We start from the raw sequence: 12394 nt of genomic DNA, 5'->3' as shown, positions 1-12394 counted from the left end.
AAGAGGACCCATGACGCCCAGAATGCGACATCCGCGCCGTTGGACACCCACGGTGGCGGCTACGCGCTGATGGCCCAGGACCAGAACCGCCCGGTGTACCACCCGGCGGGTCATGACAATGAACTGCGCGCCGCCATGCAGGACTTACGCACCGGACGCTGGTTATCCATGCGGAACCTGCTGGCCTCGACCTCCGACTGGGGCCTTTGGACGCAGCGGACACAGGTCCTCGCCGCGGTGGCGGCCGGTTCCGACGCCGTACAGGCATGGCGGGCCGAGGAACCCCACTCCCTCGCCGCGACCGTGATGCACTGCCGGATCTCCGTCGAACGGGCGCTGCGGGCCCACCGCGAACAGCACCAGCGCACCCAGGACCTGTGGCACGAGGCCTGGGAGGCGTGCCGGATCGCCGCCCACCAGGGGCCCGACGACCCGGTGCCGTGGGTGTGTCTGCTGGCCCTGGCCCAACTCGACGAGAAGCAGCGGCTGGAGGAGCACCGGCAGATCCCGCCGGGCCCCATGCTCTTCCCCGGACCGTGGGGCCTGCTGTCGGAGGCCCACAAACGGGACCCGCACAACCGCGAGGCGTACCACCGCATGCTGCAGTTCGTGTACGCCCGCAAGTCGGGCGGGCATCTGTCCGAGGCGGTCAACTTCGTGCAGTGGGCGTCCTCCACCGCCCCCACCGGTTCCGCCCTTCTCGTCCTTCCGCTCTATGTCCGTGTCGAGCGCTACCGCCGCGACAACGGACATGAGCGTGCGCTGGACCTGCACTGGGTGACGGACGACGCCACCCGGGAGGCCACGCGGGCGCTGGACGGCTGGTTCGACCATGTGAACCCGGCCCGGTCCTCGCTGCTCGACCTCAACCACCTCGCCCACGCGCTGTGGGGCTCGGGCCAGTTCGCCGAGGCGGCTCGGGTGTTCGAGGCGTTGGGCCCGTACTACACGGCGCCCCCTTGGTCGTACCGCACCCAGAGTCCCGGCGACGCGGGCCTGGCGGAGGAAGTCTTCCTCCGTGCCCGCGGAAGATGTCTGGCCGCCGCGCACGAGGCAGGTACGTAGCCGAGCGCTGCCGCCGTCCCGATCCCCCTCGCACCACAGCACCTCCCCTTCGCCCTGTCCGCTCAGTGCATCTTCCTTTCCCCCGGAGGTACAACGATGTCCATATCCCCGCCCAGGTGGTCGAAGCCGGACCAGTCGCCGCCCAAGGACGAGGAGGAGCGGCTGCGGGAACTGGGCTACCAGCCGGTCCTGGCCCGCCGCATGGGAGGCTTCGGCAACTTCGCCATCAGCTTCTCCGTGATCTCGATCCTGTCGGGATGCATGACGCTGTACGGCTTCGGTCTGAACACCGGTGGCCCGGCGGTGATGCTCTGGGGCTGGGCGGGCGTCGGCCTGTTCGTCCTGTGTGTCGGTATGGCGCTGGCCGAGGTCACGAGCGCGTACCCGACCTCCGGTGCGCTCTACTACATGGCCGACCGGCTGGGCGGACGCAAGTGGGGCTGGTACACGGGCTGGCTGAACCTGCTGGGCCTGCTGGGCGCGATCGCCGGTATCGACTACGGCTGCGCCCTGTTCACCGGCGCCTTTCTGAATCTTCAGTGGGGTTTCGACCCCACACCCGGCTCCACCATGATCATTTTCATATGCATTCTGCTGATCCATGCCACCTTGAACCTCTTCGGTGTACGGCTGGTCAGCCTGCTCAACTCCGTCAGCGTGTGGTGGCACCTGGGCGGTGTGGCCATCATCGTCGGCGCGCTCGCCATCGTGCCGTCGAACCACCAGTCCCCCGAGTTCGTCTTCACCGAGTTCGTCAACAACACCGGCTGGGACAGCCCGATCTATGTGGCGGCGATCGGTCTGCTGCTCGCCCAGTACACGTTCTCCGGCTACGACGCCTCGGCCCACCTCTCGGAGGAGACCTCCAACGCCTCTGTCTCCGCGGCACGTGGCATCGTCCGCTCGATCTGGGTCTCCTGGATCGCAGGATTCGCGTTGCTCGCGGGTCTGACGTTCGCCATCCAGGACTACGCGGGCACCCTGGACAGCTCGACCGGCGTGCCGCCGGCGCAGATCCTGCTCGACGCGCTCGGCACCGGTGGCGCCACCGCACTGCTCCTGGTGGTCATCGTGGCGCAGCTGTTCTGCGGCAACGCCGAGGTGGCGGCCGCCAGTCGGATGGTCTTCGCCTTCAGCCGCGACAACGCGCTGCCCGGGTCGGCCATCTGGCGCAAGGTCAGCAGCCGCACCCAGACCCCGGTCCCCGCGGTGTGGCTGTCGGTCGGCTTCGCCTGCCTGCTCGCCCTGCCCTCGCTCTACTCCACGACGGCCTACGGCGCGGTGACGGCGATCAACGTCATCGGTATCACCCCGGCCTACGCGATCCCGATCTACCTCAAGCTGCGCGCCGGCGACCGCTTCGAGCCCGGCCCGTGGAGCCTGGGACGCTGGAGCAAGCCGATCGGCTGGATCGCGGTGGTCTGGGTGGCGTGTGTGACCGTGCTGTTCTGCCTGCCGCAGTCCAGCCCGGTGACGGTCGACACGATGAACTACGCCTCCATCGCACTGGTCACGGTGCTGGTCCTGGCGACCGTGTGGTGGTTCGTCGCGCGTCGCTCGTACGGCACACCGCAGTCGTACGGCACCGCCCGTGAGCAGGCGGAGATCTCCGACCAGATCGTCTGACGCTCCCGCCGCAACCGTGTGGGCCCCGTCCGGGCGGACGGGGCCCACAGGTGTGCGGGGCCGCGGGACGGCTACTGCCGCGCGCGCTGTCCGGAGACCTTCAGGTTCCGCAGGCTGCCCACGTTGTCGAACGAGCCGAAGCCGACCCGGCCCGCGGCGAACGTCGTGTCGACGGCCGTCATCAGCGGGTGCTTCGAGCCGTCGGCATAGACCGCGATCTCGCCGCTGTCGGCGCAGTGCACCACGCGGACGTCGTGCCAGGCGGCATCGGTGACGGCGGGCGGCGCACCGGTCGATCCGTTCCACTGGTGGTCGAGCCGCAGCCGGTCCGCGTCGTTCACCACGAAGATGCCGTTGTGCGGATAGATCGTGTTGTCGGACGACAGATGGGCGTAGTAGAAGCGGGTGTCCGACTGGTGGCCGAAGACGATGACGACATCGCGGTTGCTGATCTCGACCGGTGTGTCGAGTCTGACCTCGGCATCGATGCGGGTGTTGCCGAAGCGCGGCCCGGCGTTCAGCACGGCGTACTCGAACGGCCTGCGCGGGCCGGGACGGGCGGTGCCCGCTTCGGCGAGGGTGACCCGGCCGCGCGGGAAGGTCCACTTCGCCGGGGTGACGGGCGCCCAGTTCCGCTGCCCGGTCACGTGCGTCAGCGTGGTACCGGTGGTCCGGCATTCGGCGAACTGCCGTGTCCCGGTGACCTTCCAGATCTTTCCGTTGGCCTTGGACAGCAGATACAGCTCGCCACGGGCGTCCTGGCCGAACCGGATGTCGACCCGGGAGTCCCCGGCCAGTTCCGGCATGGTGACGCGCTTGCCGGTGCGGTCGAAGAGCATCAGCCGGTAGGCGTCCGCGAGACGGTCCGAGCCGCGGCGCATCTCGCGCGTCTCGGAGTACAGCAGCCGGCCGTCCACCAGGTCGCCGTAGAGGTACTTGCCGCGCAGCGCCGGGGCGAGGGTCCCGCGGTAGACGAAGCCGCCCACGATGGCCCGGCCGAGGTCGGACCGGCAGTTCCAGCCGGCCGGCGGATCGTGGTCGTACGCGGCGACCGGGTAGGTGTAGCCGTACTTCGCGTCGTCCGCGGGGAGCGGCAGCAGCCGGTCGCAGGGGTCGGCGGCGGCCTTGTCGTAGACGAAGGCGCCCTCCCGCTCGCTCCAGCCGAGGTTGTCCCCGGCCCGGACCTCGTAGACGCCTTCGACGGCGTGCTCCCCGATGTGTCCGAGGTAGAGGCGGTGCGGTGAGGCGGCGTCCCAGCTGAAGCGGTGCGGGTCGCGCATGCCGTACGCGTAGATCTCGCCGAGCGCGCCGTCGGTGCCCACGAAGGGGTTCGACGCGGGGATGCCGTACCGGCCGTTGGCGCTGCCGTGTCCGCGCGGGTCGATCCGGAGGATCTTGCCGTGCGGCAGGGACAGATCCTGAGGCTCGCCGTTGTTCACTCCCTGGGCGCCGTCACCGGCGGCGATGTAGAGCAGCCCGTAGTCGCGGTCGCCGGGACGGGACGTCGGGTTGAAGTCGATCTGCTGGATGCCGTGCCCGCCACCGGAGAACCCGATCCGGAGCACCTCGCGGCGGCTGCCGGCGAACGTGCCGGCGGCCGGGTCGTCGGCGGTCCACTCGGTCACGACGCCGTGGTAGTTGGTCACCGCCTGCTGCACGTAGTCGGGCCGCGCGGTCGTGGCGTCCGCCTTCTCGGTGTGGACGGTGTAGAACCTGCCGGTCCTGCGGAAGTCCGGGGCGAAGGTGACGAACCCGAAGCCCGACCCCATGCCGCTGCTCGCGAAGAAGGCGGGGCCGACGGTGGCCGCGACGTCGAGATAGACGTGCGGCCGGCCGTTCTCGACGAGGTAGAGCCTGCCGTTGAGGTCCGGGACGGCCATCCGGCCGGAGCGGTCGGGCAGTTCGCTCAGAAAGTTGATGCGGGCGTGGCGGCGCAGCCTCGGGTCGGTGACCGGACCGGGAACGGGTTCGGTCTTCGGGAAGGCGGCGTACTCCTCGACGACCAGGCCGAGACCCGATTCGATCGGTTGCTGTGGGACGGGATCCCGGACCGAGTCCACGGCCTCCGCGGCTCGCGCCGTGAACGGGGTCGCGGTGAGCACCGGGACCAGGAGGGCCAGGGCCATGAGGGCGAGGAGGAGGGGAGAGCTGCGAAACGATCTGCTGTTGGGCCTGTTGCCGAACTGTGCGGGCACCGCTGGTCTCCTTAGCGCGGGGAGGAGCGAGGGGCGCATTCATGTAAGCGATGTCCGCGTCCTTGAACAACCGTCGTGCATATATCAGTTGATGTCCGGGGTGCATCCGGCTCGAACCTTGACACCACTTCGGCCGATACGTAACTTCCGGTACACGGACAAGACTTCTGGTCACATAGACGAACGGCGGGATGCGGTGGGTCCACGACAGATCGTGGTGTCGGGCGGCGGTACGGGAATCGGGCTCGCCGTGGCCGGGGCGTTCGCCGCGTGCGGTGACCGGGTCACCCTCCTCGGACGCCGCGAGGAGGTCCTGCGTGCGGCGGCGGACAAACTCAACGCGGCACACGGCGAATCCACCGTGAGCTGGTGCCCGGCGGATCTCTCCGAACCCGAACAGGTGCGCCGCGCCGCCCGCTTCATCGGCGAGCGCACCGACACGGTCGACGTCCTCGTGACGAACGCGGGCGGCAATGTCGCCTCGTCCCACGACGGCACGCTGGAGGGCATCGCCGACGGCTACCGCCGCAACTTCGCGGCGAACGTCCTCACCGCGGTGCTGCTCACCGAGGCACTGCTCCCCCAGCTGCGACGGCCCGGAGGCCGGATCGTCCATCTGTCGTCGATCGCCGCGCTGCGCGGCCCGGGTTCCTACGGCGGAGCCAAGGCGGCCGTCAACACCTACACCTTCGAACTCGCCCAGAGGCTCGGCCCGGAGGGCATCACCGTCAACGCGGTCGCCCCCGGTTTCGTGACGGACACGGAGTTCTTCGGCGACCGCGCGACCCCGGAGTTCGTCGCCTCCCGCGTACGCCGGACACTGACCGGCCGGCCCGGCCTTCCCTCGGAGATCGCGGCGCTCGTGATGTACGCCGCCTCACCGGAGGCCGCCTATCTGACCGGCCAGATTCTGCACATCAACGGGGGTGCGGCACTCGGCCGCTGATCGATTGTCAGTGCCGCGCGAGATGCTGGACGGTCCGACACCTCTCCTAGGGGGGAACTGACATGACCGATCCCGAACTCGCGGCGGCGCAGGCGTACGTACGACTGCTGCAGACCACCCGGGCCGTGCTCGCCGACACGGAGCAGCCCATCGTTCCGATGCCGCTGCTGATGGCCCCGATCGCCGAGGCGGACGACGCGCTGGACGCGCTGGGCATGGCGGGGAACGAGGCCGGCTTCTTCCGGCTGGTGGCCAGGTTGCAACCGGTGCTGTACGAGGATCAGCGGGTGACCTGACCCACCGGGGCACGCTCGGGCGCGACGCCGGCACGGGGGTCCGGGCGCGACGCGGCGTGGTCGGCCGGGCACGAGGCCGCGCGGGCATCCTGGCGGACGGCCGCTCGACCCCTGAGGTCGCGTGGCTGCTCGGCCGCGTCCCGACACACCCTCCGGGCGGAGACGGCCTCGGCGGATGCCCGCCATGCCGCCCTCTTCCGTGTGTGTCGTGCGGCACAGGCGTTTGACGTGCGGCAGACCGGTCACCCGTGACGTCATGGGCGAACTGAACCCCCTCGAAAGCCAGGCACTCTGGGAGGAGTTTCACCAGCTGGTGAACATGACGTCCCAGGAGCTGACCGCATGGCTCAGGACCAGCGAAGCGGCCGAGACGGCCGAGACGCTGCCCGAGTCGGCGGGTGCGGCCACCGGCCTCCAGGTGGTGGCCCTCCTGCACAAGCGGCGTGCCGATCTGACCGACGAGGACGTGCAGCTGATGCTGCGGGTCGTGGAGGAGATCGAGGACCAGCAGGAGCGGGCATCCGGCTCCGGTGACGAGCGATGGCGGCAGGGCCTGATGACTCTCGGACACGATCCGCTCAAGCCCTGAGAGGCAGCCCGGCCCGGTCACCGAACCGGCCCCCCGCCGGCGCGGAGCATCGATTTCGCACAGCTGTGCCCCCGGAACGCACGTCATGCGCGTTCCGGGGGCACGATGCCGCTGGGAGCCGCGTCAGCGGCCCGACGGCCGCTTCATGCGCTCGCCGGCCCGCTCGGCGGTCCGCTCGACCTGCTCGTGAGCCTTGCCGGCCATCTGCTCGCCGCGGCCCTCGGCCTGCATGCCACGGTCGCCCATGGCCTTGCCGGCGACTTCCTTGACCTTGCCCTTGGCCTGCTTGCCCTTGGCCTTCGCCTTACCCATGACGTTTCCTTTCGTGCGTCGCACAAGGAGATGTGTCGACATATTCACACTGACCCCATCACCCCCAGTGCGCAAACGGGCACAGAACGTAGCTGCAATCGTCCCTGGTCAGAGCACTCAGGGCGCCTTTCACGCGTTCGTCAGAGTTCTTCCAGAGGCCGGGTCGCCGGGCCGTGCAGGACGGATCCGTCCGTGGCGAAGCGGGAGCCGTGGCACGGGCACTCCCAGGTCCGCTCGGCGTCGTTGAACTGCACCAGACAGCCGAGGTGGGTGCAGCGCGCGGACAGCGACCGGACCTCCCCCGACGCGTCGCGGTAGACCGCGCAGTGCTTGCCGCCGACACGGACCACCGCCCCGCTGCCGGGCGCGACCTCCTCCACCGAGTCCACATGGCTCGTGTGGAGCCGGTCTCCGACGAAGTGCTTCGCCACCCCGGCCTGGTACTTGGCCAGTTCGGCCGTGTCCCGTACGGCCGGCAGCCGGCGGGGGTCGTACAGCTCCGTCCAGGGCGGGCGCGGTCCGCCGGCGATGTGGGCGGTCAACAGCCGCCCCGCCATGACCCCGTTACTCATCCCCCAGCCGCCGAAGCCGGTGGCCACATAGAGGTGTTGCGTACCCGGATGCGCATGACCGACGTACGGCAGGTGGTCGTGCGAGTCGTTGTCCTGGGCTGCCCACCGGTAGGTCTTCTCCGCGGCGGCGAAGCCCGCGATCCGCTCATCCGCCCAGGCCTCCAGCCGGGCGTAGCGCTCCCGCACCCCGCCCGCGCCGGGCTCGAACGACTCGCCGGTGAGGATGACCAGCCGCCGGCTCTCGTCGTACGGCGCGCTGCGCAGCGACCGCGTCCCCGACTCCGGGCTCAGATACATGCCCTCGGGCGCGTCCGCCGTCGGCACGGGCGCCGCGAGGACCAGTTCACGGCGGGGCTTGAGCCGGGTGAACAGCAGGGTCCGGTCGAAGACCGGATAGTGGGTGGCGATGACGGCGTCGCTCGCGTCGACCGTGGCACCGCTCTCGGTCGTGAGGTGACAACGCCGCCCGTCCCGCAGGCCCGTGACCCGGGTGCGCTCATGGATGCGACCGCCGGCCCGGACGAACCGTTCGGCGAGACCCAGCAGGAACTTGCGGGGATGGAACTGCAGTTGGCCCTCGACCCGTACCGCTCCGGCCACCGGGAAGGGCAGTTCGGTGTCGGTCACGAAGGTGGCCTCCAGACCGGCCCTGCGCGCGGTGTCGGCCTCGGCGCGCACCTCGTCCACCCGCTTCGGATCCTCCACAAAGGTGTAGGCGGGAACCCGTTCCAGATCTGGGTCGATACCCAGCTCGGCACAGAGCGCGGCCACGTGCTCGACGGCGTCCTGCTGCGAGAGCGCGTACAGCGCCGCGCTCTCGCCGCCGTGCCTGGCCTCCAGTTGTGCGTAGTGCAGTCCGTGCAGGGAGGTCAGTTTGGCCGTCGTGTAACCGGTGACGCCCGCGGCGATCCGGTCGGCCTCCAGGACGACGACGTCCAGTCCGGCCCGCTGGAGCTCCCAGGCGGTGACGAGCCCGGCGATGCCACCGCCGATCACCGCCACGTCCGCCGTCGTCCGCGACCGCAGGGGCGGATGGTCCGTGGCGGCGGTCGTGGTCATCCAGTACGACTCATCGACGGTCGGGCGCTGGGCGAGGGCCATGATTCCTCCGGTGTCAGCCTGCGTCCCGCAACCGGGGCAGGACGCTGGTGCGGTAGAAGTCGAAGAACCCCTGCTGTTCGGGTCCGATCTGGTTGACGTAGACCTCGTCGAATCCGGCCTTCGCGTAGGCCCCGACGGTCTTCACATGCTCGTCGACGTCATCACCGCAGGTCACGCCGTCCCGCACCATGTCCTCGGTGACCAGCTCACTGGCCTGCTCGAAGTGCCTGGGGGTGGGGAGGATCTGGGCGAGTTCACCGGGCAGGAACTGGTTCGGCCAGAGCCGGTGCACGGTCTTGACCGCCTGATCGCGGTCGGTGCCCCAGCACACCTTGAGCCCGCCGATCACCGGCTTCTGCCCGCCGCCTGACGTGCGGAACTGCTCCACCAGGCTCTCGTCCGGCATCATCGTGACGAGTCCGTCCGCGATGCGTCCGGCGAGGGCGGCGGCCTGCGGTCCGAAGCCGGAGACGTAGAGGGGCGGCGGCTGGTCGGGGACGGTGTAGAGGCGGGCGTTCTCGACGGTGTAGTGCTTGCCGTGGTGGGAGACCTGCTTGCCGGTGAAGAGGTGGTTCATGACCTGGACGGCCTCCTCCAGCATCTCCATCCGCTGATCGGCCTCCGGCCAGGCGTCGCCGTAGATGTGCTCGTTGAGGGCCTCGCCGGTGCCGATCCCGAAGCGGAAGCGCCCTTCGGTGAGCACGGCGGCGGTGGCCGCCGCCTGTGCGTTGATCGCGGGATGCATCCGGACCGTCGGGCAGGTCACGAAGGTGGTCACCGGGAGTGACGAGACCTGGGACAGTGCGCCGATCATCGACCAGACGAAGGGGCTCTGTCCCTGCTCGTCGTTCCACGGATGGAAGTGGTCCGAGATCGCCAGGGCCTCGAAGCCGGCCTGTTCGGCGGCCCTGGCCTGCGCGAGCAGCTCTGCGGGGGTGAATTCCTCGGACGAGAGAAAGTATCCGTAGGTGGTCATGACGCTCCTTCGACGGTGTACCCCGTTTCCCGGATCGAACGCTGGGCGAGTAACCGCTCACCTGCCCCTCAAACGACGCACGTGCCCATTCGGCGCAGTGCGCCGGCCGACTCCCGCGGTCGGTGACCAGCCCGGAGTGCGCCGCCCACGGTCCGCGGCCCGCAGGAGGTGGGCACCAGGTGCGCTCCGTGGTCCGTGGTCCGTGGCCACGCGCGCCGGCCCCTCGCCCAGGGCGTCCCGGTCCGGCATCGGCATCGGTATCGGCATCGCAGGACGGCATCGCGCTGCTGCGAGAAGGACCACCGCCGCAGCGGGGCCGAACCCGGCACTGCCGGGACGGGCGGGTTCGGTCCGGGATATCAGCCGATATCCGGGGGGCTCGGGAGATATCACCGCCGGTCGAGCCGATCACGACACGAGGAGGACAGCATGCGAGCACTGACCTGGCAGGGGAAGCGGGACGTGCGGGTGGAGACCGTGCCCGACCCCCGGATCGAGGAACCGACGGACGTGATCGTGAAAGTCACCTCCACCGGGATCTGCGGCTCGGACCTCCATCTGTACGAAGTGATGGGCCCCTACCTGGACCCGGGCGACATCCTCGGCCACGAGGCCATGGGCGTCGTCGAGGAGGTGGGTGCGGACGTCTCCGCCCTCTCCGTCGGCGACCGCGTCGTCATCCCGTTCAACATCTCCTGCGGTGACTGCTTCATGTGCGGGCAGGGGCTCCAGTCCCAGTGCGAGACCACGCAGAACCGCGAACGGGGCACCGGTGCCTCCCTGTTCGGCTACACCAAGCTCTACGGTCAGGTGCCGGGCGGGCAGGCCGAGTTCCTCAGGGTTCCGTTCGGCAACACGCTGCCGATCAAGGTGCCCGACGGCCCGGGCGACGAGCGGTTCGTCTATCTGTCCGACGTCCTGCCCACCGCCTGGCAGGCCGTCGAGTACGCCGGCATCCCGAAGGGCGGTTCCGTCACCGTCCTCGGCCTCGGACCGATCGGTGAGATGGCGGCACGCATCGCCCGGCACCGCGGCGCCGAACTCGTCATCGGTGTCGACCTGGTCCCGGAGCGGCTGACCCGCGCGGCCGCCCACGGCGTGAAGGGGCTCGATCTGCGCCGGCACGGCAAGAACCTCGGCGACGCCGTCCGCGATCTGACCGACGGGCGGGGCACCGACGCCGTCATCGACGCGGTGGGCATGGAGGCCCACGGCGCGCCGGTGGTGAAGGCCGCTCAGTGGGTCACCGGGCTGCTGCCCGACGCCGTCGCCGAACGCGTGATGGAGCGCGCGGGCGTCGACCGGCTCAACGCCCTCTACTCGGCGATCGACATCGTGCGGCGCGGCGGCACCATCTCGATCTCCGGTGTGTACGGCGGCGCCGCCGACCCCCTGCCGCTGCTGACCATGTTCGACAAGCAGATCCAGCTGCGCATGGGCCAGGCCAACGTCTGGCGCTGGGTGCCCGACATCCTGCCGCTGCTGTCGGACGAGGACCTGCTGGGCGTGGAGGGGTTCGCGACCCACACCATGCCGCTCGAGGACGCGCCGAAGGCGTACGAGATGTTCCAGCAGAAGCAGGACGGAATGATCAAGACGCTCCTGAAGCCCTGACCGTCGTCGCCATCGCCGGTCAGACGAGCCGCAGCGTCATGGGCGGCTCGTACCCGCAGGAGGTCGACCTGTCCAGGAACTCGAATACACCCCGCCCGCACACGAGTTCAAGATGGTCCCGTCCGGGCTCGGCATGGCTCCCTACGCGCCGGTGCCGGACGACGCCGACATCACCCGCGCGGCGGACCTGCTCGACGAGGGTGAGAAGGTCGCCGTTCTCATGGGCCAGGGCGCGCAGCGCCCGTGCGCGGGTCGAGCACGCCGACACGCTCTGCGCCGGCGTCGCCGAGGCACTGCTGGGCATGGACGCATCGGCGCCGCGTCCGCCCACCCGGGCGTCCGGCGATCGCACTCGTCGCGGGCGGTGGTGAACCGCGAAAAGGTCGTACCGGATGTTCCGATACGACCTCTGACCCGCGTAAACGCTGGTCGGGACGACAGGATTTGAACCTGCGACCCCTTGACCCCCAGTCAAGTGCGCTACCAAGCTGCGCCACGTCCCGATGCGTACCTGCGCCGTTCCCGGCCGGGCACGCAGGAGAAACACTACCCCACTCTCCGGCACCGGCGGACGCCCGGCCGGACGGGCGGATGCAGGTCCGGCGGGGCGGGAGGGACAATCGGGAACGTGGACGCATCACGCAGGGACCGAGACGACGACGGGCGCGCACGCAACGCCCGGCCCCGCGACGGGCTCGGGCGGCCGTTGCCGTACGGCGCGCCCGGTGTGGAGCGGCAGCCCGAGGGGATCGTGCGCTCCCCCGAGGAGACGTTGGCGGAGGCGCAGCGGCTGCTGGACGCGGGCAAGCCGTTCCACGCGCACGAGGTGTTCGAGGACGCGTGGAAGTCCGGGCCCGAGGAGGAGCGTGAGCTGTGGCGGGGCCTGGCGCAGCTCGCGGTGGGGCTGACGCATGCCGCCCGCGGCAACAGAACGGGCGGTGCGCGTCTGCTGCTGCGCGGCGCTGACCGGATCGTCGGATTCGGCGATCCGCACGGCGTCGACGTGTCCGGTCTCGCCGCCTGGGCGCGTGAACTGGCGGAGCGGCTCGACGGCCCGGTGGACCCGGTCGCCGAGGCTCCCCGGCTGGCGCTCTAGCGACGG

Annotated in this window: 11 protein-coding genes, 1 tRNA gene and 1 pseudogene; 8 read left to right on the top strand and 5 right to left on the bottom strand. The window is 70.1% G+C overall.

What is annotated here, in order from left to right; translation table 11 throughout:
* Window positions 1-69 precede the first annotated feature (69 nt).
* Complete coding sequence (locus tag OHA05_RS31715) at window positions 70-1065, top strand: hypothetical protein (protein ID WP_328863492.1); 996 nt, start codon at window positions 70-72, stop codon at window positions 1063-1065.
* Between the two features lie 96 nt (window positions 1066-1161).
* A complete protein-coding gene (locus OHA05_RS31710) occupies window positions 1162-2691 on the top strand; it encodes an amino acid permease (protein WP_328862425.1) in 1530 nt (509 codons plus the stop codon).
* Window positions 2692-2762: 71 nt separating this feature from the next.
* On the opposite strand, the gene OHA05_RS31705 is transcribed toward OHA05_RS31710, so the two are convergent.
* Entirely contained in the window at window positions 2763-4886 is a 2124-nt protein-coding gene (locus tag OHA05_RS31705; RefSeq protein ID WP_328862424.1) for a PQQ-dependent sugar dehydrogenase, read from the bottom strand.
* A gap of 196 nt (window positions 4887-5082) precedes the next feature.
* On the opposite strand from OHA05_RS31705, the gene OHA05_RS31700 reads away from it, so the two are divergent.
* The 3 genes from OHA05_RS31700 (at window position 5083) to OHA05_RS31690 (ending at window position 6717) form a co-directional block, all read left to right on the top strand.
* Window positions 5083-5832, top strand: a complete 750-nt coding sequence (locus OHA05_RS31700) for an SDR family NAD(P)-dependent oxidoreductase (protein ID WP_328862423.1) — start codon at window positions 5083-5085, stop codon at window positions 5830-5832.
* 62 nt (window positions 5833-5894) lie between these two features.
* Window positions 5895-6128 (top strand): hypothetical protein, encoded by a 234-nt coding sequence (locus OHA05_RS31695; protein WP_313942828.1) that lies wholly within the window; start codon window positions 5895-5897, stop codon window positions 6126-6128.
* Window positions 6129-6384: 256 nt separating this feature from the next.
* Complete coding sequence (locus tag OHA05_RS31690) at window positions 6385-6717, top strand: DUF3140 domain-containing protein (protein WP_313942829.1); 333 nt, start codon at window positions 6385-6387, stop codon at window positions 6715-6717.
* Between the two features lie 123 nt (window positions 6718-6840).
* Here OHA05_RS31690 and OHA05_RS31685 read toward each other — a convergent pair whose 3' ends face one another.
* The 3 genes from OHA05_RS31685 to OHA05_RS31675 form a co-directional block, all read right to left on the bottom strand.
* Window positions 6841-7029, bottom strand: coding sequence for a CsbD family protein (locus OHA05_RS31685; RefSeq protein ID WP_313942830.1), 189 nt, complete (start codon window positions 7027-7029; stop codon window positions 6841-6843).
* Window positions 7030-7169: 140 nt separating this feature from the next.
* Entirely contained in the window at window positions 7170-8702 is a 1533-nt protein-coding gene (locus OHA05_RS31680; protein WP_328862422.1) for an FAD-dependent oxidoreductase, read from the bottom strand.
* A 13-nt stretch (window positions 8703-8715) separates the two neighbouring features.
* Entirely contained in the window at window positions 8716-9678 is a 963-nt protein-coding gene (locus OHA05_RS31675) for a TIGR03557 family F420-dependent LLM class oxidoreductase (RefSeq protein ID WP_328862421.1), read from the bottom strand.
* 429 nt (window positions 9679-10107) lie between these two features.
* Here OHA05_RS31675 and OHA05_RS31670 point away from each other — a divergent pair, with 429 nt between their 5' ends.
* On the top strand, window positions 10108-11292 hold the full coding sequence (locus tag OHA05_RS31670; protein ID WP_328862420.1) for a zinc-dependent alcohol dehydrogenase: 1185 nt from the start codon (window positions 10108-10110) through the stop codon (window positions 11290-11292).
* A 2-nt stretch (window positions 11293-11294) separates the two neighbouring features.
* A pseudogene (locus OHA05_RS31665) lies at window positions 11295-11600 on the top strand (thiamine pyrophosphate-requiring protein); the annotation flags it as partial.
* A gap of 118 nt (window positions 11601-11718) precedes the next feature.
* On the opposite strand, the gene OHA05_RS31660 reads toward OHA05_RS31665, so the two are convergent.
* Window positions 11719-11795: transfer RNA gene (locus OHA05_RS31660), tRNA-Pro, on the bottom strand.
* 125 nt (window positions 11796-11920) lie between these two features.
* Here OHA05_RS31660 and OHA05_RS31655 point away from each other — a divergent pair.
* Window positions 11921-12388: a DUF309 domain-containing protein gene (locus OHA05_RS31655; protein ID WP_313942834.1), complete on the top strand. Its 468-nt coding sequence runs from the start codon at window positions 11921-11923 to the stop codon at window positions 12386-12388.
* Window positions 12389-12394 lie beyond the last annotated feature (6 nt).

Source organism: Streptomyces sp. NBC_00306, assembly GCF_036169555.1.
Lineage (GTDB): Bacteria > Actinomycetota > Actinomycetes > Streptomycetales > Streptomycetaceae > Streptomyces > Streptomyces achmelvichensis.
The sequence above is the reverse complement of the archived record's forward strand: the minus strand, read 5'-3'. Positions and strand labels throughout refer to the sequence as shown.